23 protein-coding genes are annotated in these 22,919 nt (G+C 66.9%); 16 read left to right on the top strand and 7 right to left on the bottom strand.

Going from position 1 to position 22,919, the window contains the following annotated elements; genetic code table 11:
* Positions 1 to 35 precede the first annotated feature (35 nt).
* The gene (gene clpA / locus D5301_RS07755; protein ID WP_110712252.1) at positions 36 to 2,321 is read right to left on the bottom strand and encodes an ATP-dependent Clp protease ATP-binding subunit ClpA; all 2,286 of its coding nucleotides are present in this window, start codon (positions 2,319 to 2,321) and stop codon (positions 36 to 38) included.
* Between the two features lie 138 nt (positions 2,322 to 2,459).
* On the opposite strand from clpA, the gene D5301_RS07750 reads away from it, so the two are divergent.
* Positions 2,460 to 3,272, top strand: a complete 813-nt coding sequence (locus D5301_RS07750) for an APH(6) family putative aminoglycoside O-phosphotransferase (RefSeq protein ID WP_153855286.1) — start codon at positions 2,460 to 2,462, stop codon at positions 3,270 to 3,272.
* A 131-nt stretch (positions 3,273 to 3,403) separates the two neighbouring features.
* Here the strand turns inward: D5301_RS07750 and clpS are convergent, their stop codons facing one another.
* Complete coding sequence (clpS, locus tag D5301_RS07745) at positions 3,404 to 3,730, bottom strand: ATP-dependent Clp protease adapter ClpS (RefSeq protein WP_006444529.1); 327 nt, start codon at positions 3,728 to 3,730, stop codon at positions 3,404 to 3,406.
* A 112-nt stretch (positions 3,731 to 3,842) separates the two neighbouring features.
* On the opposite strand from clpS, the gene D5301_RS07740 reads away from it, so the two are divergent.
* From D5301_RS07740 to D5301_RS07705, 8 genes are all read left to right on the top strand, one after another.
* Positions 3,843 to 4,313 (top strand): hypothetical protein, encoded by a 471-nt coding sequence (locus D5301_RS07740; protein ID WP_110712250.1) that lies wholly within the window; start codon positions 3,843 to 3,845, stop codon positions 4,311 to 4,313.
* 1 nt (position 4,314) lies between these two features.
* Positions 4,315 to 4,776, top strand: a complete 462-nt coding sequence (locus D5301_RS07735; protein WP_153855285.1) for an NUDIX hydrolase — start codon at positions 4,315 to 4,317, stop codon at positions 4,774 to 4,776.
* On the top strand, positions 4,773 to 5,915 hold the full coding sequence (gene mnmA / locus D5301_RS07730) for a tRNA 2-thiouridine(34) synthase MnmA (RefSeq protein WP_010485863.1): 1,143 nt from the start codon (positions 4,773 to 4,775) through the stop codon (positions 5,913 to 5,915). The genes D5301_RS07735 and mnmA overlap by 4 nt, the downstream gene beginning before the upstream one ends.
* Positions 5,912 to 6,526 carry a high frequency lysogenization protein HflD gene (gene hflD / locus D5301_RS07725; protein ID WP_049421941.1) on the top strand — a complete coding sequence of 205 codons (615 nt, stop codon included), beginning with the start codon at positions 5,912 to 5,914 and terminating at the stop codon, positions 6,524 to 6,526. The genes mnmA and hflD overlap by 4 nt, the downstream gene beginning before the upstream one ends.
* Before the next feature lie 219 nt (positions 6,527 to 6,745).
* Complete coding sequence (locus D5301_RS07720) at positions 6,746 to 7,936, top strand: methyl-accepting chemotaxis protein (RefSeq protein WP_032127364.1); 1,191 nt, start codon at positions 6,746 to 6,748, stop codon at positions 7,934 to 7,936.
* Positions 7,937 to 8,034: 98 nt separating this feature from the next.
* The gene (locus tag D5301_RS07715; protein ID WP_153855284.1) at positions 8,035 to 8,253 is read left to right on the top strand and encodes a hypothetical protein; all 219 of its coding nucleotides are present in this window, start codon (positions 8,035 to 8,037) and stop codon (positions 8,251 to 8,253) included.
* Between the two features lie 33 nt (positions 8,254 to 8,286).
* On the top strand, positions 8,287 to 8,592 hold the full coding sequence (locus D5301_RS07710; protein ID WP_110712246.1) for a hypothetical protein: 306 nt from the start codon (positions 8,287 to 8,289) through the stop codon (positions 8,590 to 8,592).
* A 99-nt stretch (positions 8,593 to 8,691) separates the two neighbouring features.
* A complete protein-coding gene (locus D5301_RS07705) occupies positions 8,692 to 9,219 on the top strand; it encodes a hypothetical protein (RefSeq protein WP_110712245.1) in 528 nt (175 codons plus the stop codon).
* 96 nt (positions 9,220 to 9,315) lie between these two features.
* Here the strand turns inward: D5301_RS07705 and D5301_RS07700 are convergent, their stop codons facing one another.
* Positions 9,316 to 12,075, bottom strand: a complete 2,760-nt coding sequence (locus tag D5301_RS07700) for a GGDEF domain-containing phosphodiesterase (protein ID WP_110712244.1) — start codon at positions 12,073 to 12,075, stop codon at positions 9,316 to 9,318.
* Between the two features lie 131 nt (positions 12,076 to 12,206).
* Between D5301_RS07700 and D5301_RS07695 the strand changes: the two genes are divergently transcribed.
* Positions 12,207 to 14,309, top strand: coding sequence for a PAS domain-containing sensor histidine kinase (locus D5301_RS07695; protein ID WP_110712243.1), 2,103 nt, complete (start codon positions 12,207 to 12,209; stop codon positions 14,307 to 14,309).
* Between the two features lie 4 nt (positions 14,310 to 14,313).
* Positions 14,314 to 16,086, top strand: a complete 1,773-nt coding sequence (locus D5301_RS07690) for an EAL domain-containing protein (RefSeq protein ID WP_110712242.1) — start codon at positions 14,314 to 14,316, stop codon at positions 16,084 to 16,086.
* Between the two features lie 93 nt (positions 16,087 to 16,179).
* Here D5301_RS07690 and D5301_RS07685 read toward each other — a convergent pair whose 3' ends face one another.
* The 4 genes from D5301_RS07685 to flgA form a co-directional block, all read right to left on the bottom strand.
* Entirely contained in the window at positions 16,180 to 17,400 is a 1,221-nt protein-coding gene (locus tag D5301_RS07685; protein WP_324187286.1) for an ATP-binding protein, read from the bottom strand.
* Between the two features lie 91 nt (positions 17,401 to 17,491).
* Positions 17,492 to 17,830 carry a flagellar protein FlgN gene (locus D5301_RS07680; protein WP_006366325.1) on the bottom strand — a complete coding sequence of 113 codons (339 nt, stop codon included), beginning with the start codon at positions 17,828 to 17,830 and terminating at the stop codon, positions 17,492 to 17,494.
* Positions 17,827 to 18,132, bottom strand: coding sequence for a flagellar biosynthesis anti-sigma factor FlgM (gene flgM, locus D5301_RS07675; RefSeq protein WP_010485883.1), 306 nt, complete (start codon positions 18,130 to 18,132; stop codon positions 17,827 to 17,829). Before flgM ends, D5301_RS07680 begins: the two co-directional genes overlap by 4 nt.
* Positions 18,133 to 18,207: 75 nt before the next feature.
* Positions 18,208 to 18,864, bottom strand: a complete 657-nt coding sequence (gene flgA, locus D5301_RS07670) for a flagellar basal body P-ring formation chaperone FlgA (RefSeq protein ID WP_153855283.1) — start codon at positions 18,862 to 18,864, stop codon at positions 18,208 to 18,210.
* Between the two features lie 171 nt (positions 18,865 to 19,035).
* Here flgA and D5301_RS07665 point away from each other — a divergent pair, with 171 nt between their 5' ends.
* The 5 genes from D5301_RS07665 (at position 19,036) to flgE (ending at position 22,899) form a co-directional block, all read left to right on the top strand.
* Entirely contained in the window at positions 19,036 to 19,980 is a 945-nt protein-coding gene (locus D5301_RS07665; RefSeq protein ID WP_153855282.1) for a chemotaxis protein, read from the top strand.
* A gap of 149 nt (positions 19,981 to 20,129) precedes the next feature.
* Positions 20,130 to 20,525: a flagellar basal body rod protein FlgB gene (gene flgB, locus D5301_RS07660; RefSeq protein WP_324187285.1), complete on the top strand. Its 396-nt coding sequence runs from the start codon at positions 20,130 to 20,132 to the stop codon at positions 20,523 to 20,525.
* 3 nt (positions 20,526 to 20,528) lie between these two features.
* A complete protein-coding gene (gene flgC / locus D5301_RS07655) occupies positions 20,529 to 20,936 on the top strand; it encodes a flagellar basal body rod protein FlgC (RefSeq protein WP_005416461.1) in 408 nt (135 codons plus the stop codon).
* 23 nt (positions 20,937 to 20,959) lie between these two features.
* The gene (locus tag D5301_RS07650) at positions 20,960 to 21,643 is read left to right on the top strand and encodes a flagellar hook capping FlgD N-terminal domain-containing protein (RefSeq protein ID WP_153855281.1); all 684 of its coding nucleotides are present in this window, start codon (positions 20,960 to 20,962) and stop codon (positions 21,641 to 21,643) included.
* A gap of 32 nt (positions 21,644 to 21,675) precedes the next feature.
* Complete coding sequence (flgE, locus tag D5301_RS07645) at positions 21,676 to 22,899, top strand: flagellar hook protein FlgE (RefSeq protein ID WP_094001372.1); 1,224 nt, start codon at positions 21,676 to 21,678, stop codon at positions 22,897 to 22,899.
* Positions 22,900 to 22,919 lie beyond the last annotated feature (20 nt).

Here is a 22,919-nt window from a genome sequence, read left to right as displayed (position 1 = left end):
TTTCCAACCGCACCCGGCATCGATCCGGTGCTGCCTTACTCCACCGTCACCGGCAGCAGCCGCTCCGGCTCGGCCTGGGTCTCGACCACCAGCTCGTCGTCGCGGACATCGATGCTGACCTTGCCACCGTTGACCAGCTTGCCGAACAGCAGCTCGTCGGCCAGCGGACGCTTGATCTTGTCCTGGATCACCCGGGCCATCGGGCGCGCACCCATCAGCGGGTCGAAGCCGTGGTGGGCCAGCCAGTCGCGCGCGGTCGGCGTGGCCGACAGGCTGACGTGCTTGTCCTGCAGCAGCATCTCCAGTTCGATCAGGAACTTGTCGACCACGCGCAGGATGTGCTCGAAGCCCAGCGCTTGGAACTGCACCACCGCGTCGAGGCGGTTGCGGAATTCCGGGGTGAAGCTGCGGCGGATGGTCTCCATCGCGTCGGTGGCATGGTCCTGCTTGGTGAAGCCGATCGAGCGCCGCGAGGCCTGCGCCGCACCGGCATTGGTGGTCATCACCAGCACCACGTTCTTGAAGTTGGCTTCACGACCGTTGGTATCGGTCAGCACGCCGCGGTCCATCACCTGCAACAGGATGTTGAAGATGTCCGGGTGCGCCTTTTCGATTTCGTCCAGCAGCAGCACGCAGTGCGGCGTCTTGACGATCTTCTCGGTCAGCAGGCCGCCCTGGTCGAAGCCGACGTAGCCCGGAGGCGCACCGATCAGGCGGCTGATCGAATGTGGCTCCATGTACTCGGACATGTCGAAGCGGACCAGCTCGATGCCCAGCTGCAGCGCCAGCTGCTTGGTCACCTCGGTCTTGCCGACACCGGTCGGACCGGCGAACAGGAAGTTGCCGATCGGCTTTTCCGGATTGCCCAGGCCGGAGCGCGCCAGCTTGATCGCCGAGGACAGTGTCTCGATGGCCGGGTCCTGGCCGAAGATCACCATCTTCAGGTTGCGCTCCAGGTGCTGCAGTACATCCTTGTCGGTGGCGCTGACCTGCTTGGTGGGGATGCGCGCCATTTTGGCGACGATCGCCTCCACTTCCTCGACGTCGATCAGCTCCTTGCGCTGGCCTTCCGGCAGCAGGCGCTGACGGGCGCCCGCCTCGTCGATCACGTCGATGGCCTTGTCCGGCAGCAGGCGGTCGCCGATGTGCTTCACCGACAGGTCAACCGCCGCCTGCAGCGCCTCGTCGGAATAGGTCACGCCGTGGTGCAGCTCGTACTTGGACTTCAGCCCCTGCAGGATCTCGTAGGTCTCGCCGACGGTCGGCTCGACGATGTCGATCTTCTGGAAGCGGCGGGCCAGCGCCCGATCCTTCTCGAAGATGCCACGGTATTCCTGGAAGGTGGTCGAGCCGATGCAGCGCAGCTCGCCGGAGGCCAGCGCCGGCTTGATCAGGTTGGACGCATCCATGGTGCCACCCGACGCCGAACCGGCACCGATGATGGTGTGGATCTCGTCGATGAACAGCACCGCATTGGGCACCTTCTTCAGCGCGGTCAGCACGCTCTTCAGGCGCTTCTCGAAGTCGCCACGGTACTTGGTGCCAGCCACCAGCGCGCCCAGGTCGAGCGAATAGATCACCGCGTCGGCCAGCACGTCGGGCACCGAGCCCTCGACGATGCGGCGGGCCAGGCCTTCGGCAATTGCGGTCTTGCCCACGCCGGCCTCACCCACGTACAGCGGGTTGTTCTTGCGGCGGCGGCACAGGACCTGGATGGTGCGCTCGATCTCGTCGGCACGGCCGACCAACGGGTCAATGCGACCGGCCCGGGCCTGTTCGTTGAGATTGCTGGCGAACTCGGTCAGGGCATCGCCCTTCGGCTCACCCTCCCCGCCTTCCATGCGGCTCTCGCCCTCGGAGGAAGAGGACGGCTGCTCGCCCTCCTCGCCCAGCTTGGCGATGCCGTGGGACAGGTAATTGACCACATCCAGCCGGGTCACATCCTGCTGGTTGAGGTAATAGACGGCGTGCGAGTCCTTTTCGCCGAAGATGGCGACCAGCACGTTGGCGCCGGTGACCTCCTTCTTGCCCGAGGACTGCACGTGGTACACGGCTCGCTGCAGCACACGCTGGAAGCCCAGGGTCGGCTGGGTATCGCGGCCGTCATCTTCGGCCAGGCGGGACACGGAGGCCTCGATGGCCTGCTCCAGCTCCTGGCGCAAGCGTTCGGTGTCAGCACCGCAAGCCTTCAGTACGGCCTGGGCGGACGGGTTGTCGAGCAGTGCCAACAGCAGGTGTTCGACCGTCATGAACTCATGCCGGGCCTCACGGGCGCGCTTGTAGCACTGGCCGATGGTGTGTTCGAGGTCTTTGCTGAACATGGATTACTCCGGCGGCAGATGGGGACAATATGCGGCCTGACTACGCGTTTTCCATCACCCTAGCGGATTGCTGCGTTCAGATGGCGTTAGCGGTACAGATTGCTTGATCTTCATTCACTCCAGGACAGCCCGCCCAGCATGAGCGAACCCTACCTGAGCCGCTGGCGATTGCGGCGTGATGGCGCGGCCATCGAGACGCCCCATGCCCGCCTCTGGCCGGTGCTGACCGCCGCCGGCGAAGCGGCGATGCTGAAGGTCAGCAGCGAAACCGAGGAGCAGAACAGCCATCGCCTGCTGCGCTGGTGGGACGGTGACGGCGCCGCCCGCCTGCTGGCCCACGAGGGGCCGGCGATCCTGATCGAGCGGGCCCACGGCGACTCGCTGCGGCAACGCTCGATCGACGGCGACGATGACGCCTGCACCACGATCCTGTGCCAGGTCCTGCAGCGGCTGCACCGGCCACGGAGCGCGCCGCCAGACGACCTGGTCTGCCTGCGTACATGGTTCGTCGACCTGCTGCAGCCAAGGGCGGCGCTGCCGCCACTGCTGGAACAGTGCAGATCACTGGCGGAGGGACTGCTGCAGCAGGAACAGGAGATCCGACCGCTGCACGGCGACCTGCATCACGACAATGTGCTGGATTTCGGCGCGCGGGGCTGGCTGGCGATCGACCCGAAGCGGCTGCTGGGCGATCGCGCGTTCGATTACACGACGCTGTTCAGCAACCCTGACCTGTGCGGACCGGGCATCCACGTCGCGACACGGCCCGAGCGGTTTGCCGCGCGGCTGGAGCGGGTCAGCGCACTGGCAGGGCTGGAGCGCACGCGCCTGCTGCGCTGGATTGCGGCCAGCATGGCACTGTCTGCGGTATGGTTCCGGGATGACGGTGACCCGGCCGAGGTCGACGAGGCGGTGGCACGAATGGCGCTGGAGGCGTTGGCGGAGGGGTGATCCGCGCCTGGCAGGCGCCCATGCTGGTGGGCAAGCGCGCCCGGACAGGCCTCATGCCCTGGTAGGTGCCCACCTTGGTGGGCACGCTCCTGCGGGCCGGGCCGATACGCCCGGACGAGAACCGGCAGCGGTCAGGCCTTTTCCATCGTGCACAGCAGCGGGTGCTGGTTCATCCGCGAGTACTCGTTGACCTGGGCGACCTTGGTCTCGGCCACTTCGCGGGTGAACACCCCGCACACGCCGCGGCCACGGGTATGGACGTGCAGCATCACCTGCGTGGCCTTGTCCAGGTCCATGCTGAAGAACTGCTGCAGCACGTCCACCACGAAATCCATCGGGGTGTAGTCGTCGTTGAGCAGCATCACCTGGTAGAACGGCGGCGGCGCCACTTCCGGGCGCGCGGGTTCTACGGCAACGCCGTGCTCGTGATGGGAATCGGGGGAAGACTCATGGGGCATCTGCCCATTATAGAGGCTCGGGCGAACCTGCGTCGGCCTGCCGCAGATTGGACGGCACGCACGGCCACCGTCACAATTGCACCTTCTCTCAGTACTGTTTCACAGGATCTTCATGAAAAGGACCCTTCTCTCCACCCTGCTGATCGCCCTGGCCGCCACCGGTTCCGCTGCCGCAGCGGACGCCGACAAGGCCGTGGCGCGCCACCTGGACAAGCTGGGCTACACCTACGAAGTCGACGAGGACGGCGACTACCGCATGGTCTTCGACGTCGAGGGTGATCGCACCCAGATGGTCTACGTGCGTTCGTCGGTGGAGGATTTCGGCAGCCACAACATCCGCGAGATCTGGTCGCCGGCTTACAGCTCCAAGACCAAGCAGTTCCCGGTGGCCGTGGCCAACCGCCTGCTGGAAGATTCGCAGGACGCCAAGATGGGCGGCTGGGTAAAGCAGGACACCACCGCCATGTTCGTGGTGAAGATCGACGCCGATGCCACTGCCGACCAGCTCAGCGACGCCATCGATGCGGCCATCCGCACCGCCGACGCGATGGAGCTGGAACTGACCAAGAAGGACGAGTTCTGAGTTGAACGCCACGCCGGACCCGCGCTGGGCACCGCACGCCACCGTCGCCACGGTGGTGATCGACGGCGGCCGCGTACTGCTGGTCGAGGAGACCATCGACGGCCGCCAGGTGCTGAACCAGCCGGCCGGCCATCTCGAGCCGGGCGAAAGCCTGGCCGAGGCGGCCCTGCGCGAGACCCGCGAGGAAACCGGCTGGACGGTGCAGCTGACCCACTTCATCGGCTGCTACCAGTGGACGGCCGGCGACGGCACCACCTTCCTGCGCTTCTGCTATGCGGCGCGTCCGGTCTCGCACGACCCGGCGCAGCCGCTGGACACCGGCATCGATCGCGCGCTGTGGCTGACCCCGGCCGAGCTGCAGGCCGCTACGGAGCGCCTGCGCAGCCCGCTGGTCTGGCAGGTGGTGGCTGATTTCCTGGGTGGCCAGCGCCATTCGCTTTCGCTGGTCCGGGAGGTCGCATGAGCACTCCGCGCGTGATGGTGGGCGTCTCTGGTGGTGTCGACTCTTCGGTCGCCGCCTGGCGCCTGGTGCAGCAGGGTGAGGCCGTGGCCGGCCTGTTCATGCAGAACTGGGCCGACGATGGCAGCGGCGACTGCCGCGCCGAGGACGACCGCCGCGATGCCGTGGCGGTGTGCGGCCTGCTCGGCATTCCCTTCCACTTCCGCGATTTTTCCAGCGAGTACTGGCAGGGTGTGTTCGAGCACTTCCTGGCCGAGTACGCGGCCGGCCGCACCCCGAACCCGGACGTGCTGTGCAACCGCGAAGTGAAGTTCAAGCACTTCCTGGATGCCGCCCGCGAGCTGGGCGCCGAGCGCATTGCCACCGGCCACTACGCGCGGGTGACCCAGCGCGGCCACCAGTGGCTGCTGCTGCGTGGTGCCGACCGCTCCAAGGACCAGAGCTACTTCCTGCACCAGTTGGGTCAGGAGCAGCTGGCGGCCACCCTGTTCCCGATCGGCGACCTGGAAAAGACCGACCTGCGCCGGATCGCGCGTGACGTCAGCCTGCCGACCCACGCCAAGAAGGACTCCACCGGCATCTGCTTCATCGGCGAGCGCGACTTCCGTGAATTCCTTGGCCGTTACCTGCCAGCCAAGCCGGGCCAGATCCTCGACCCGGCCGACGGCAGCGTGATTGCCGAGCATCCGGGCGTGTTCTATTTCACCCTCGGCCAGCGCGAGGGCCTGAACATCGGCGGCGTGCGCGGCCGCCCGGCCGCGCCGTGGTACGTGGTTGGCAAGGATGTGGCCAGCAACGTGCTGTACGTGGACCAGGACCGCGACAGCAAGTGGATGCTGTCCGACCGCCTGCGTTCGGAAACCGCGCACTGGATTGCCGGCGCGCCGCCGGCACGGCGCTTCGAATGCACCGCCCAGACCCGCTACCGCCAGCCCGACGAGCCGTGTACGGTCGAGGTGCTGGACGATGGCAGCGTGCTGGTCACCTTCGCGCGCCCGCAGCGTGCCGTCACTCCCGGCCAGTCGCTGGTGCTGTATGACGGTGACGTGTGCCTGGGTGGCGCGGTGATCGCCGCCACCGATGCGCCGCTGGAACAGCGCCTGCGCACCACCCCTTCCCCTTTTGAGGTAATCGCTGCATGAGTTTCACTGTCGACGACCGCGTCCTGGCTTTGGCCGGCATTGCCCAGGCCCTGCAGCAGGTACGCCGCATCGCCGATACCGGCCATTCCGACGCCGCTGCCGTGCGCACCGCCGTGGACAGTGTGTTCCGCGTCGACGCGTCTTCGCCGCAGGAGGTGTTCGGTGACCGCCATGCATTGAAGGCTGGGCTGCGCCTGCTGCACAACTACTTCCGCAGCCAGGGCCAGGACCCGATCCTGCCCAAGCTGGCCCTGTCAGTGCTGCAGCTGGAGCGCCGCTTCGTGCAGGACGGCGCCACCGTGAACAAGGTCGCCTCGGGCATCGAACGCGCCCAGCGCCAGGCCGTCGAGCTGGGCGACAGTGGCCACCCGGACGTGCTGGCCAGCCTCGGCGGCCTGTACGCGGACACCATCAGCCACCTCAAGCCGCGGGTGATGGTCCAGGGCAATCCGCACTACCTGGGCCAGGCCGGCGTGGTCGCCGAGATCCGCGCCCTGCTGCTGGCCGCGGTGCGTTCGGCGGTGCTGTGGCGCCAGCTGGGCGGCAGCTACTGGGACTTCCTGTTCAGCCGCAAGGCGATGATCGAGGCTGTGGACCGGCAGCTGGCCTAAGCCCCATGGGGTCAGAGCCCTTTTCCATGGAAAAGGGATCCGACCCCGCCTGCCGCCAACCCGGGGTCGGATCCCTTTCCGGCAAGGAAAGGGCTCTGACCCCAAAGCCGCCGAGGCGTCGGAAAACCGGCGCATTCAGAATGCACTTCGAGGCACATCGACGTTAAAGAGAAAGGGGGTACGGCCGATACATCCTCCGTGCACCTCCCGAGAACGTCCATGTACTCACGCATTTTCATCCGTCTGGCCGCCCCCCTGGCTCTGACCCTGCTGCTCCCCTTCGCCATCGGTTTCGAATGGCCGGCCGCCCTGCGCTGGGCGATCCTGACCACGATGACGCTGAGCTGGCTCGGCTTTGCGTGGTGGACCACCCGCGCCCAGGCGCACCGTTCCCCGGAACACGCCCGTGTCCTGCGTGAACAGGACCAGCTGCTGACCGAACTGCGCAACTTCGTCGGCAACGAGATCGACGGTTCGCGTGGCGAAGTGGAACGCGCCCGTGACCTGATCCGCCAGGCGGTGTCCAGCCTGGGCGGCAGCTTCGACGCCATGAACCGCAAGTCGCGCCAGCAGAGCCAGGCCCTGTCGCGCATCGTCGATCGTGCCGGTGATGAAGGCAATGCCGGCCTCGACGTTGCCCGTTTCGCCCAGCACGCCAGCCACCGCATGGAGCAGCTGGTGGAAGCACTGGAACAGGTGAGCGGCCAGAGCAGCACCACCGTGCAGCACATCGACCAGATGGCGCAGCACCTGGATGGCATCTTCGCGCTGCTGGAAGACGTCAAGTCGATCGCCGACCAGACCAACCTGCTGGCGCTGAACGCCGCCATCGAAGCCGCGCGTGCCGGTGAAGCCGGTCGTGGCTTCGCGGTAGTCGCCGACGAAGTGCGCAACCTGTCCGAGCGCTCGACCACGTTCAACGAGCAGATCCGCAAGCTGGCGCACAGCTCCAAGGACGCCATTGCCAAGGTGCGCGAGACGGTCTCGCACATGGCCTCGCGTGACATGGACCGCTCCCGTGAAGCGCGCCAGGAAGCGGCGGCGATGCTCGACAACGTCGCGCAGATCAATGCGTCGCTGGGTGATGGCATGCGCGAAGTCTCCGACTGCGCCCGTTCGATCGATGGCAGCGTGGCCGAAGCTGTACGCGCCCTGCAGTTCGAAGACATCGCCACCCAGGCGCTGGGCGGCGTGCACACCCACCTGGACCGCCTGACCGCGATCAACCGCGAGGCGGTGGCCCTGCAGGAACTGCTGCACCGCAATGGCGGCGTGTTCGACGAAGAGATCGCCACCGCCCTGCAGCGCACCGGCAGCCGCCTGCGCGAACTGCGCAGCGAATGGGAACGCCCGCCGCACAAGCCGGTTGCCCAGCAGAGCATGGGCGCCGGCACCGTCGAGCTGTTCTGATCCTGATGTCCGCTGCCGCCGCCGGCAGTCCGCAAGGCCCCGGTTCGTCCGGGGCCTTTGCCTGTAACCCGCCGTTGGATGCATCCTGTACACGCACCATGACCCTGATCCGCGCCCTGCCCTCCCTCGCCGACACCGAGCGCCCGCGCAACGCGAGCGTGCGTGAGCAGCTGCAGCAACTGGAAGAGGTGGCCCGCGAGGAGATCCGCGAACTGCAGCAGCTGGCCGATGCGCGGCCTGGCCCGTCTCGCGCGGATGAGGAGCTGCTGGGACTGGCGTGGGACCTGGGGCTGGATGGGGAAGCGCTGAAACGATAACGGCGCGATGACACAACCTTCGAACAGGCAAACATGATCGACCCCGTGGCCCCGGACGTCCTGCGTGCCTCCCTGCGACGAGCACTTCTGGGCCAGACCCCGGCACAGCTGCTCCAGGCGTCGATCGAGGCAGACGCCGGCATGCAACTTGTCCGGGTACGCTTCGAGTTCGAAGGCCAGCCGTCGGAAGAAGCATGGGAATCCTGCTCATGCGCAGCGACGGAAGTGATTTCCGACTTTCCGGCGCCCTGGACGATCGACGAGGCCTATCTGGCCCGCTCCCTTGCTACTGGACTGTTCCCGCTTGCCTGGGTGGCCTACCTGCGCCCAGGCAACTGACGTTTCGGCTATCCAGGTTCCGACAACTGCCGATCCAGCCCACGCCTGGATGAGGCGCCCGGCATGGCATGATCCACCGATCCCGTTCATGGAAGACCGATGGCCATCGCCCTGATCGCAGTGCTCCTGATCGAGACCCTCCTTCTGATGGCTTGGGTGGCCGGCTATTTCAGTTGGGGCATCACCCTGTTCAACGAACGCATCGCGGCGTCACCGGCCATGCAGGCCCGGCTCTCGCTCGGCAGCCTGGAACGTGACCTGCCGCAAGACAAATGGCAGCACCTGGCCTTCCATGCACTGCCGGACGGCAGCATGGCGTTCCGCGAGAGCTTTGCGCCGAGCTTCAGCCTGCGCTACTTCCCGGTGATGCGTGGACGCATCGTACTCAACGCGCGACGGCACGAAGTGCGGGTGATCGGCCTGTGCAGCTGGTTCGTGGCGATCCTCTCACTGCTGCTGTTGCCACTGGTGGCGATGCGCCCGATAGCGGCACCGATGCTGCTGGTGCTGCCGCTGTTCCTGGCCAGCTATCTGGTGCAGAAGCGCCGCTATGCGGCCATCGTCGAACTGCTGCGGATGCAGTTGAGAGCGGAGTTTCCGGGGCAGATCCACGCCATGCGTGGATGATCGCGAGCACCGGCATTCGTGTCGACCAAGGTCGACACCTGCCAGAGCGGTGCGTCGGCGTGCGGCGATCCCACCGGGCAAAGCCCGGCGCCACCCTCAGCGTGCCAGCACGACCTCGCTGGCAGCATCTGTGCGCCCGGGTGCCGGGTGCTGCTGCCGCAGCCACTGCGCCAGGTCGCGCGGGCTGAGCGGGCGCGAGTATAGATAGCCCTGGATCTCGTCGCAGCCCTGGCGGCGCAGCATGTCTTCCTCCTGGTGCGTTTCCACGCCCTCGGCCACCACCTTCATGCCCAGTGCGTGACCCAGGTGCACGATGGCCTGGGTCACCTCGGCCGTGCCCGAGTCGTGCAGCATGCCCTGCACGAAACTGCGGTCGATCTTCAGGCGCCCCACCGGGAAACGGTTGAGGTAGTTCAGATTGGAGAAGCCGGTACCAAAGTCATCCACCGCCAATGGCACGCCATGCCGTTCCAGCACGTCGAAGCAGTGGCGCAGGATGTCGGTGTCACGGATCAACGCCGATTCGGTCAGCTCCAGTTCCAGCCGCTGCGGTGGCCAACCATGGGCATGGCAGATCTCGATCACGCGTTCGGCGAAACCGCGGTCGCGCAACTGCACCGCCGACACATTGACCGCGATGCGGTCGAAACACAGGCCGGCCCGGTCCCAGGCGATTGCCTGGCGGCAGGCTTCGTTCAGCACCCAGTCGCCGATGCGCACGATCTCGCCGCACTTCTCCGCAATCGGAATGAACTCGGCCGGGCTGCAGTAGCCGATACCGGGCCGGTGCCAGCGCAGCAGTGCCTCGATTGCGGGCGGCTCGCCGTGGTGGGCGTGGAGCAGCGGCTGATAGGCCAGGCTGAACTCTTCGCGTTCGATCGCCCCGTGCAGGGCGTGCTCCAGTTCGAGCTTGCGCTGTATTCGCGCCAGCGCGTCCTGGCTGTAGTACTGGTAAGTATTGCGGCCGGCTTCCTTGGCTGCATACATCGCGGCGTCGGCGGCACGCAGCAGTGAATCGAAGTCGGTCTGGGCATCGCCCAGCATCGCGATGCCGACGCTGGCGCCGACCTTCAAGGTGGTTTCGCCGCGGCGCAGCGGCTCGGCCAGCGAAGCGATCAGCTTGCGCGCCACGTGACCCGCGTCTTCCGGCTCGGCCAGGTCGCGCAGCACGACGATGAATTCGTCGCCACTGAAGCGGCCGAACAGATCGTTGTTGCGCAGGTTCTGGTGCAGGCGCGTGGCGGCCGCCTTCAGCAGCGCATCGCCGGTGGCGTGGCCGAAGCTGTCGTTGATGGTCTTGAAGCCGTCCAGATCGATGAACAACATCGCCAGCGAGGTGCCGCGGTCGCGCGCTTCCTCAATGGCTTCGGCGGTCTGTTCGCCGAGCAGCACACGATTGGGCAGGCCGGTCAGCAGGTCGTAGTGGGCCAGCAGCTCGATGCGCTCGTTGGCCTCGCGCTCGCGGGTGATGTCACGGAACAGCACCACGAACCGCGGCGGCAGGCCATCGCGACGGTCCAGCTCGATCAGCACCTGCACCCATACGCGCAGGCCGGACTGGCGATAGAAGCACAGGTCCAGCTGCTCGGGCAGTCCACCCGCAGCAATCCGGCCCAGCGCCGCCTCGAAGGCACTGCGCGAATCCTCGGTATACAGCGCCATCGCCTGATCGAGGGTGATCGGCTCCTTGCGCAGGCCATGGATGCGGTAGCACTCCTCGGTCCACTGCATGTGCCGGGTCTGCACCTCGATCTCGCAGCCACCGATGCGGCCCAGCGCGGACACGCGATTGAGCAGCTCGGTGCGCCAACGGATCAACGCGTCGGTCTGGTGCTGCTCGGTGATGTTCTGCACCTGGCCGAGCAGGCGCTTGGGCTGGCCGTCCATGTCCAGCAGCGGCTGGATCCACAGCCGCAGATGCTGTGACGGCTCATTGCCGCGGGTCAGCTCCAGCTCGAGGTTGGCGGCGCGGCCATCGCGCCACAATCGCCGCCACGCCGCCCGCAACGCGCCGCGCGAACGCGGGTGCAGCTGCTTCAGCCAGCGCCGCTGGCCGGGTACGGCCCCCTGCTCCAGCGCCAGCAGCGAACGCAGCTCCGGCGACCACCAGAAATGGCCAGTGCCGGGGTCGAACGACCAGCTGCCCATGCTGGCGATGCGCTGCGCCTCGCTCAGGTGCAGCTGCTGCTCCTGCAGCAGCGATTCGAGCTGCTTCTGCTGCTCGATATCGGTATGCGTGCCAACCATCCGCAGCGGCTGGCCGTCGGCGGTGCGCGCGACCACGCGGCCCCGGTCCAGCACCCAGCGCCACTGGCCATCGGCCTGGCGGAAGCGGAACTGCGCGCTGTACTGCTCGCTCTGCCCGCGCAGATGCTGGTCCAGCGCGGCACGCACCTGGGCGATGTCCTCGCTGTGCACACGCGCCAGCATCGCGGTGGCGGTTTCATCGCCCAGTGCTGGCGTGCGCGCCACACGGTCGCTGGGAATATCCCAGTCCCACAGGCTGTGGCCGGCGCTGTCGAGCGCCAGCTCCCAGCGGCCACCGCCATCAACCGGCACCGGTTCGGGAATGCTCAGGGTGAAGGCCAGCAGGTTGCCGGCACCGTCATGCACGGCACGCAGGTGGCCGTCGTAATGTCCCCGCGGGCCACCCGGCAGCGTGCAGGCCACGATGCCGCCATCGGCGGCCATCAGGCGTAGATCTTCCAGCATCGGCGCATAGGCAGCCACGGTGGCCGGCAGGCCATGCTCGCGCGCAGCCGGATTGGCCGCCAGCGGGCGGCCCGTACGGTCGACGATGACCAGCGCCGACGCAAGCGGGTGCTGCAGCAGGCTGGCGATGATCCCTTGGTCCACGCGATCTTGCTCCGGATGACACGCCCGTCAGCGGGGCACGCAGTGGTTAACGGCGCCTGCGGCGGATAATTGAGTGGCCAGGGCACACCCGCGCGGTAAGATGGCCGGCGCCCCTTTCATCCAGCCCGTCCATGCCCGCAGAACCCACCGGCAGCGCTCCAGTTTCCGACCCGCGGATGGCGCAGTCGCTGAGCCGCGACCGGCGCCGGGTGGTGCTGAGCTATCTGGTGATGGCGCTGGCCTGGATGATCGCGACCGACGGCGCCGTACAGGCGCTGGTACCCGACCCGCAGCAGGCCGCATTGTGGCAGGGCCTGAAGGGCGCGTTCTTCGCCGTGGCCAGCGCCGGCCTGCTGTACCTGCTGCTGCGCCCGCTGGCCGAGCACGTGCTGCATACCCATGCCCGCCAGCAAGCCTCCGAACTGCGCCTGCGGCAGATGTTCGAGGGCAATCCCGGCCCGATCCTGGTCTACGACCTGGACACACTGGCGATCCTCGACGCGAACCCGGCCGCCTGCAGCGCATTTGGCTGGGAGCGTGACGAACTGCTGGAGCAGACCATCGACGCGCTGTGGCCACCGGGCCAGGACCAGGCGCTGCAGACCAAGCTGGAAGCGATCCGGGAGGCGCCGGAAGAGCTGTGCATCCTGCGCACCCAGCTGCAGCTGCGCGACGGCAGCCTGCGGCAGATGGAGCTGCGCTCCAATGCCATCAGCTACGACGGCCACAACGCCCGCCTGCTGATCGCCATCGACCGCACCGCCGAGGACCTGGCGCAGCTGCGCCGTGACCAGGCGCTGGCACGGGTCGAGGAGGCACATGAGCTGGCCCGCATCGGCGCCTGGGAACTGGACCCGTCCACCGGGCTCGGCCGCTATTCCAACCAGGTCTATCGGCTGCTCGGCCGACGCCCCCCCGAAGCCCGCCGCTGGCATCGCTTCGACGAACTGCTGGTGCCGGCCGACCCGGCGACCGCAACCCAGACCGAGCAGTTGTTGGCCGAGCTCTGCTCCGGCGAGCCGGTGCAGGTGGACGTGTTGTTGCCATTGCTGTCGATGGACGGTCGTGCACTGATGGTGCACCTGCGTGCCGCCAGTGGCATCGACGAAGCCGGCCGCAACCGCGTGCTCGGAACCCTGCAGGACGTGACCGAACGCGAGCAGTCACGGCGCCTGCTGCGTGAACGCGAGGAACAGTTCCGCGAACTGGTGCGGGTACTGCCCGACGGCGTGGTGATCCTCTCCGACGAGCACGTGCTGTATGCCAATGCCTGGGCCGCCGGCCTGTTCGGCTATGGCAGCCACACCCTGCTGGGTGAGCCGCTGTCGGCCCTGGTCGCGGTCGGCGACCTGGCCCGGGTCCGCAGTCAGCTGCGCGCCGGACAGCCGCATCTGGGGCCTGGCCACAGCAGCGTGGTGGCGATGCAGCGTGCCGACGGCCGCAGCTTCCATGCGGGGCTGGCGGTAGGCGAAGTGCGCTATGGCGGACGCGACTGCAAGCTGCTGATCGTGCGCGACCTCAGCGATTCCGAACGCATCCGCAGTGCGCTGGAGACCAGCAACCGCGAACTGCAGGCCATGGCCGGCCGCCTGTTCTCGCTGCAGGAAGACGAACGCCGCGCGATTTCGCGCGACCTGCACGACGACATCGGCCAGGCGATCACCGCAATCAAGCTGTCCGCCCATGCTGCGCAGGACGAGCATGATCCACAGCGCCGCGCCGAGGATCTGGCGCAGATCGTCAGCCTGGCCGACACCACCGTGGCCAAGCTGCGCGACATCTCCACGCTGCTGCGCCCGCCGCAGCTGGATGCCCTGGGGCTGGAGGCTGCACTGAGCTGGCAGGCACGGGTGCTGTTCCGTTCCTCGCCGGTGGAACTGCTGGCCGAGATCGAACCGCTGCCACAACGTCCTGACAACAGCATCGAGCAGGCCTGCTTCCGCATCGCGCAGGAGAGCCTGACCAATGCCCTGCGCCATGCCCGCGCCAGCCAGGTCCTGCTGCAGCTGCGCGATGTCGGCCAGCGCGGCCTGCACCTGCAGATCCGTGATGATGGCGAGGGCTTCGACCCGGACGGTCCGCGCGGCCTCGGCCTGATCGTGATGCGCGAGCGCGCGCAGAGCGTCGGTGGCCACGTGCGGATCGAGTCCGCGCACGGTGAAGGCACCCTGATCGACGTCCATCTCCCCTACCAGGCGGCCAGCATGGCCGCCGTTGAGTCACCGGACTACTGAGCCTATGTGGAATCCCAACCTGCCCCCGGTCAGCATCGACGATGCGCCCGACCGCCTCGGCGCCGGCAACCCCGAGCTGCAGGCGATGGTCGCCGAAGCGGCCTCGGGCGGCACCGCACTGATGCTGATGCACGTGGACATCGACCACTTCGCCTCGGTCAACGAGAACATGAGTGCCGAGGTGGGTGACCAGGCGCTGGTGCTGGTGGCGCAGCGGCTGCAGTCCTACCTGCGCGGGCGCGGCAAGCTGTGGCGCCATGGCAGTGACGAATTCCTGATCGCGGTGCCCCGCACTGCCGACGTGCCGCTGCCGGAGGACTTCGCCGAGGAGATCCGCCAGCAGATGGAGCTGCCACTGTCGGTGCTGCCGTACACGCTGTTCATGACCGGCAAGCTCGGCGTCAGCCTGTGCCCGGACCATGCCAGCAGCACCTCGCGCCTGCTCGATCACGCCGAGGACGCGCTGTACCAGGCCGCGCGCGAAGGCGGCAACGCGGTGCGCATCCACGCGGTGGATACCCCGCCCAGCGCGCACAGCGAGAGCATCATCGCGCGGCAGATCGTCGATGCCATTCCCAATGGCGAACTGAAACTGCGCTACCAGCCGCTGGTCAGCGCCCGCGACGGTCATGTGGTGGGCATGGAAGCGCTGCTGCGCTGGCAATCGCCCACGCTGGGCATGCTGGTACCCGAACGCTTCATGCGCACCGCCGAACGGCTGGGCATCATCGTGCAGATCGGCACCTGGGTGCTGGAAGGAGCGTTGAAGCAGGCCCGCCTGTGGCGCGACCAGGGCTTCGACGACTTCACCATTGCGGTGAACGTCTCCACCCTGCAGCTGCTGCGGCCGAACTTCTTCGCCGAAGTGATGGGCCTGATCCAGGCCGCCGGCGTGCCGGCACAGATGCTGACGCTGGAGATCAACGAAAGCGCGCTGACCAACAACGTCAACTTCGTGCACGAGACGCTGGCCAATCTGCGCAACGAAGGCATCAGCCTGAGCCTGGACAATTTCGGCACCGGTGATTCCAGCCTCAGTGCGCTGGTGCGCTACCCGGTGGACAAGCTCAAGATCGACCGCAGCTTCATCAAGAGTGCGCCGGCCGGCAACCGCGAGGCGGCCATCGCCCGCGCGATCATCGCCATGGGTCACCAGCTGGGCATGACCGTGATCGCCAACGGCGTGGAATCGCAGGCCCAGCTGGGCTTCCTGCGCCGCAATGACTGCGATGTATTCCAGGGCTACCTGTTCGGCGAACCGATGTCGGCCGATGCCGCCGGCATGACCCTGCGCCGCCGCTACCTGCGCCCGGAGGCGTTCGCCGAGACCCGCCCGGATCGCACGCTGCTGCTGCTGGACGACGAAGAGAACGTGCTGCGTTCGCTGGTGCGCCTGTTCCGCCGCGACGGCTACCGCATCCTGGCGGCCGGCAACGTGCGCGATGCGTTCGACCTGCTGGCAATCAATGACGTGCAGGTGATCCTGTCCGACCAGCGCATGAGCGACATGAGCGGCACCGAGTTCCTGGGCCGGGTGAAGATGCTGTACCCGGATACGATCCGGCTGGTGCTGTCGGGTTACACCGATCTGAACACGGTCACCGATGCGATCAACCGCGGCGCGATCTACCGTTTCCTGACCAAGCCGTGGAACGACGACGAGCTGCGCAAGCACATCCACCAGGCGTTCCGCACCTACGAGGAACAGCGCCGCAGCAACGCCGGGCCGGCGCCTGCCGAGAGCGGAGATGGCGGCGAGGATCGCCCGCTGCGGTAACGATCCCCTCTGGTAGAACCGGCCGCTGGCCGGCTGCTCTGGATGTCGGGTTCAATGAGGTTGCCGGCCAGCGGCCGGCACTACCACAGGCGGTCAGCGCGGCTGCTTCACCGGCAGCACCACGCGGAAGCGCGAGCCCACGCCCGGGGTGCTGTCCAGGTCGATGCGGCCGTGGTGTTTGTTGATGATGCTGTAGGAAATCGACAGGCCCAGGCCGGTGCCGCTGCCGACCGGCTTGGTGGTGAAGAACGGATCGAAGATGCGCTGGCGCAGTTCCGGCGAGATGCCGCCGCCAGTGTCTTCAAATTCGACCCATACATGGTCACCCTCAACACCGGTACGCACGGTGATGGTGCCGCGCTCGGCGATGGCATGGCCGGCGTTGAGCAGCAGGTTCATGTAGACCTGGTTCAACTCCGACGGCAGGCATTCCACCAGCGGCAGCTGGCCGAACTCGCGTATCAGGGTGACCTTGTACTTCAGTTCGTTCCAGATGATGTTGATGGTCGATTCCAGGCCCGCGTGCAGGTCGACCAGCTTCCATGACTCGTCGCGGCCGGAATACGAGAAATCCTTCAGATCACGCACGATGCGCGTCACCCGCTCGATGCCTTCGCGCGACTCGGCCATCAGCTGCGGCAGGTCGCGGCTGATGAAATCGATGTCCAGGCGGTCACGGATATCGTCGATTTCCGGGATCAGCGCCTTCGGGTCGGGCGCTCGCAACGCGCGTTCATAGGCTTCGATCACGGTGAACAGGCTGCGCAGGTACTCCTGCAGGCTGCCCAGGTTGGAGTGCACGTAGCCGATCGGGTTGTTGATCTCGTGTGCTACGCCGGCGGCGAGCTGGCCGATCGAGGCCATCTTCTCCGACTGCAGCAGCTTTTCCTGGGTGCCGTTGAGGCGCAGGTAGGCCTGACGCAGCTCTGCATGGCGCTGCTGCAGTTCGCGCTCGTAGTCCTCCTGCCCTTCGATGTGGCGGAACAGCGCCAGGAAGTGCCCTTGGCCGACCGGGCCGTGGTGGTAGAGGTGCGCGATGACCACGCCCTCGCCCAGCGGCAGGCTGCCGTTCCAGTGGCCGTGCTGGCGCGCCTGCTCCAGCGCATCGGGCGGCAGCAGTTCACGCAGGCGCTGCGGCGGCGGCAATGCGCTATCTTCTCCGCTGGCGAGCAGGTTCTGCGCGGCCGGATTGGCCAGCGCCACCTGCCCGTCTTCAGTGAACAGCAGCAAGCCTTCGCGCAGGCGCTCAAGCAACGCCTGCAGCACCGGCTGCGGCGGAAGGGGGGCGGTAACCAGGGCGTTGGCAGCGGACACGGCGACTCGGGGCATTCGAACAGGCGCCCAATATACGCGGTCACGCAGCGGGCTTCAGCCCGCGGGAATGGGTTGTGCGACCGCCGTCGCGTCAGGCGACGGCGAGTGGGCGGCGCGCAGTGACCGTGTGTGACTGGCCCTTGGCGTCGTACGCCGAGGCGTCCTCGGTGCGGCCCAGCTGGCGCAGCGCCCAGTTGACCTCGCGGCGGCGGCGCGACAGCAGCACACCGTTGGCACGGTTGCGTTCAGCCAGTTCCTGCAGCTGTTCGCCTTCCCCGACCGGCGGCGCGCCTTCCAGCGCACGCAACGCCTCCAGCTTGGCCCCGGTGGCCCGGATCAGGGCGTGCACGTCGTGCTCGACCAGGGCCTGGCGTTCGACGTCCAGGGCCTGGGCAAGGCGCTGCAGCGGCTCGCTCATCGCCGCGGTCATCCGTGCAGCTGCTGGTCCAGCTCGAGCATGCGCGATGCGATCGCGTCCGGATTGATCTTGTAGGTGCCGTTCTGCAGTGACTCGCGCACGGCGGCCACGCGCTGGGCGTCGATCGCCGGGGCGGTGGTCAGCTCACGCTCGATGGCCTGCAGATTGGTGGCCTCGCCGGTCAGGCGCAGGCTGTCGGCCGCTTCGACCGGGCGCGCCGCCGCATCGGTGCTGACGCCGGGCTTGTTGGCCGGGGGCGTCACGCTGCGCAGTGCCTGGGGGACCTGCAGGTTGCCGTCGATTTTCTGGCTCATGGGGTGTCCTGGAGTTGCCGTTCACAAGGGATAACGGCCTCAGGGCCGTGATCTTTAGGGATATTTTGCGGTAATTCAACGCGCCACGATTACGTCACCCGCGGCATCGACCGTGCCCTGCACGATCCGCCGCGAGGACAGGTTCTCGACCGAGACCCGCTCATTCTCACCGGCATCACCCATCGCGCGGCCGGCAATACGGACCTCGACCGAGCCACGACGCGAGACCAGGGCCACATTGTCTCCTCGTCTGATGAGACGCTGCACCACCAGATCATTGCTCGACAGCAGGGCTCCGGCCTGCAACGGACGGCGGGCGATGCGGCCGATCGCCGCATTGGGATCGGCCAGCACCGAACCGGCAATCCGGGCGGCGTCACGCTGGGCAGTGGTGATATCGGCGGCGGAGATGGTTTCTCCAGTGCCGATTCCACGGTTGAGCACCAGCACGGTCTGGTTGCGCCGCACCTTCACTGGCACGAACAGTCGCCAGCCGCCGGCATCGGGGCAGCTGACCTCCACCGTGGTGTTGGCGGTGGGCTGCACCTGCAGCGCCCCCCCACACTTCGGCAGGCGAAGCGCATCGGCCACCTGGGCCTCGCCTTCACTGCCGGCCGGCAGCGTCGACAACGCCGCGGCACGGATGCTGGCCACCGGCTGCCAGTCGGCGGCGGACGCGCACGGCGAGGCCAGCGCCAGCGCGATGGCGAACAGAGATGTGACCCGGCGCATGGCGCCTCCTGTCGAAGGGATCTGGCCCAGGTGCGTGCAAGGGGTGTGCCAGAGCACCGCCCTTGTAGAGTCGAGCCGTGCTCGACTGCTTTTCTCCGAACAGCCAGTCGAGCACGGCTCGACTCTACAAAAGCGCTCAAGTTCGGCGCCCAACACGCCGATACAGCAGCCATGTCCCATGACCTGCTCAACCGGATCGACCAGCGGACCCGACTGGCCGGCCACAATCGCCTGGCGCTGCTGCTGTTCCGCCTCGGCGGACGTCAGCTTTTTGGCGTCAATGTCTTCAAGGTGCAGGAAGTCCTGCGCCGCCCGGAGCTGTTCCAGGTGCCCGGACTGCCCAGCCAGTTCGCCGGCGTGGCCGACGTCCGTGGCCGCTCGGTGCCGGTGCTGGACCTGGGCCTGGCGATCGGCCACCCCGAGCGTGAGCCCGATGCGGACACCTCGCCCGGCTACCTGGTCGTCACCGAGTTCAACCGTTCGATCCAGGGCTTCCTGGTCAGCGGCGTGGAGCGGATCGTCAACATCGCGGTGGAAGACATCCACCCGCCGCCGGAACTGGGCGCCGAATCCAGCTACCTGACCGCAGTCACCCGCTTCCAGGGCGAGCTGATCCAGGTGATCGACGTTGAAAGCGTGCTGGCCGACATCGCCCAGGTGCGTGGCGAGGCGGTATTGGACCCGACACTGGCAATGCCGGCCGACGGCCCGCAGCTGCAGGTGCTGGTGGTGGACGACTCGCGCGTGGCCCGCCAGCAGATCCGCAGCGTGCTGGACCAGCTGGGGGTGGGCGCCACCCTGCTCTCCGATGGCAGGCAGGCGCTGGACCACCTGCTGCAGATCCATGCCTCGGGCGAGAACCCGGCCGAACGCTACGCCATGGTCATCTCGGACATCGAGATGCCGGCCATGGACGGCTATACGCTGACGACGGAAATCCGGCGCCACCCGGGCCTGGCCGGCCTGTACGTCCTGCTGCATACCTCGCTGTCGGGCGTCTTCAACAATGCGATGGTCGAGCGCGTCGGTGCCAACGCCTTCGTCGCCAAGTACTCGCCGCACGAGCTGGCCGACTTCGTGCTGGACCGCCTGCGCAAGGTGGCGATGGCGGCGTAAGGCCGGCCGCGGGGTCGGATCCCGGAACGGGCTCCGACCCCGCATCGCAACGCGTCGACCACGGGGTCAGAGCCCCTGCGGGGATCTGACCCCACGCCTTTGGCACACCCCTTGCAGCTTCCCGGGCAACGTTCCCGTGGGAGTGCACCGTGCGCAACCTGATTACCGACTACCTGGGCGTCCATGCCCAGGCCATGCCGTTGCGCGAACAGCGGATGAAGCTGATCGCCAGCAACCTCGGCAATGCCGACACTCCCGGCTACAAGGCCCAGGACCTGGACTTCGATGCCGCCCTGCGCCACGCCCAGGGGCAGGATGTCAATGGCCTGATGGCCACCACCCACGAGCAGCACTACGAAATCAGTAGTGGCCTGAATCCGTTCCAGATCGCGCGCGAAGGCGTGCAGCCCAGCCTGGACGGCAACACCGTCGATCCCGATGCCGAGCGTGCCGCCTATGGCCGTGCCGCGCTCGAGTACCGCGCCTCGCTCAGCTTCGTCGAGAGCAAGGTGCGTTCCATGCTGACCGCGATCACGGGGCAATAAGCCATGAGCAACCTGCCGATCTTCGATATCGCCGGCTCCGCGCTGCAGGCGCAGTCGGTGCGCATGAGCACCATCGCCTCCAACCTCTCCAACGCCGACACCGTCGCCGGTTCCGCCGATGCCGTGTACAAGCCGCTGGAGCCGATCTTCCAGGCCGTGACCAGCAAGAACGATCCGAACATCACGTCGGTGAAGGTCAAGGAGATCACCCAGAGCGAGGCAGCGCCGATCAAGCGCTACGAGCCCGGCCATCCGCTGGCCGACGCCGATGGCTACATCTACCAGCCCGACGTCGATCCAGTGGCACAGATGGTCAACCTGATCTCGACCTCGCGCAATTACCAGGCCGGCGTGGAAATGCTGACCACCGCCAAGGAACTGGCCCTGGCCACCCTGACCATGGGCCGCTGAGGCCCGCAGCACCGGATACCGCCATGACCACCGCCGTCAACAATCAGACCAGCCAGGACGTCTATTCCGCGCTGGGCCTGAACGCCCCGAACAGCAACGCCACCAAGAAGAAGAACACGCTGGACCAGGCCGACTTCCTGCGCCTGATGACCGAGCAGCTGCAGCAGCAGGATCCGCTGAAGCCGATGGACAACACGCAGATGGTCGCGCAGATGGCGCAGATGTCCACCGTGCAGGGCATCACCGATCTGAACAAGACGGTGAAGGGCTTCCAGGAGTCGATGGCCAGCGACCAGGTGCTGCGTGGTGCTGCGCTGGTCGGCCACCAGGTACTGGTGCCATCGGAAAAGCTGGTGCTGGAAAAGGAAGGCAGCGTCGAGGGCACGGTGGCCGCACCGTCGGCCGGCATCATCACCGTGGACATCACCGATGCCAACGGCGCCAAGGTCACCTCGCTGAGCGTTGAAGCCAAGGCCGCCGGCGAAACCGCCTTCAAGTGGGACGGCAAGGACGCCAACGGCAAGCGGATGGAACCGGGCAAGTACTCGGTTGTCGCCAACCACGTCGACACCACCGGCAAGAGCACCAAGCTGTCCACCTACGTGCAGGCCCCGGTGGAGAGCGTGACCGTCGGTTCCGACGGCCTGTACCTGAACCTCAAGGGCCTGGGCACGGCCCCGATCGACTACGTGCTCCGCGTCAGCTGAGCCGCACACCCCGTACTTACCAGGAGCATCCCATGGGCTTCAATGTCTCGCTGTCCGGCATCAACGCCGCCAATTCCGACCTGAGCGTCACCGCCAACAACGTCGCAAACGTCAACACCACCGGCTTCAAGGAATCGCGCGCCGAGTTCGCCGACCTGTTCTCGGCCACCGGCTACGGCCTGTCGAAGAACGCGGTCGGCTCGGGCGTGCGCGTTTCCAACGTTGCCCAGCAGTTCAAGCAGGGCCACAACGAACAGACCGGCCGCAGCCTGGACATGGCCATTTCCGGTGAAGGCTTCTTCACCATGAACATGAATGGCTCGCGCGTCTACTCGCGTGCCGGCAACTTCCAGACCGATGCATCCGGCTATGTGGTCAACCCACAGGGCGCCCGCCTGCAGGTGTTCGCACCGAATGCCGATGGCACCAACTTCGATGCCGGCCGCATGGTCGACCTGCAGCTGCTGACCACCGACAGCCCGCCGAAGCAGACCAGCGAAGTGAAGGTCGGCTTCACCCTGCCGGCCAACGCCAAGCAGCCGACCGTCACCACCTTCGATCCGACCGATTCGAACAGCTACAACCACTCCAGCGGCGGCATCACCGTGTACGACTCGCTGGGTGTCAGCCACATCCAGGTCTCGTACTTCGTGAAGGGTGCCAACCCGAACGAGTGGACCGTGCGCAACTACGTTGACGGCCAGCCGGCGGGCAACCCGACCCCGGTCACCTTCGACAACAGCGGCAAGCTGACGGCACCGACGGACGGCAAGGTCAGCCTCGGCACCTTCACCCCGACCACCGGTGCCGGCGTGCTGAACATGACGCTGGATATCAACGGCTCGACCCAGTACGGCGAGAAGTTCGCGCTGCGCAACACCCAGCAGGACGGCTACGCCGCCGGCAAGCTCAACGAAATCACCGTGTCGGAAACCGGCGTGGTCTACGCCCGTTACTCCAACGGCGCCGACAAGCCGCTGGGCCAGGTCGCGCTGACCACCTTCAACAATCCGCAGGGCCTGGAATCGAAGGGCAACAACCTGTGGGTGGATACCTTCAGCTCGGGCACGCCGCGCACCGGCATGCCGGACACCTCCAACCTCGGCAAGATCCAGGCCGGTTCGCTGGAAGCGTCCACCGTCGACCTCACCGAGCAGCTGGTCAACATGATCACCGCGCAGCGCAACTTCCAGGCCAACGCGCAGATGATCACCACCCAGGACCAGATCACCCAGACCGTCATCAACATCCGTTGATGACGCGCTGACCCTGTCAC

The organism is Stenotrophomonas sp. MH181796, from assembly GCF_009659995.1.
Taxonomy (GTDB): domain Bacteria; phylum Pseudomonadota; class Gammaproteobacteria; order Xanthomonadales; family Xanthomonadaceae; genus Stenotrophomonas; species Stenotrophomonas riyadhensis.
The sequence above is the reverse complement of the archived record's forward strand: the minus strand, read 5'-3'. Positions and strand labels throughout refer to the sequence as shown.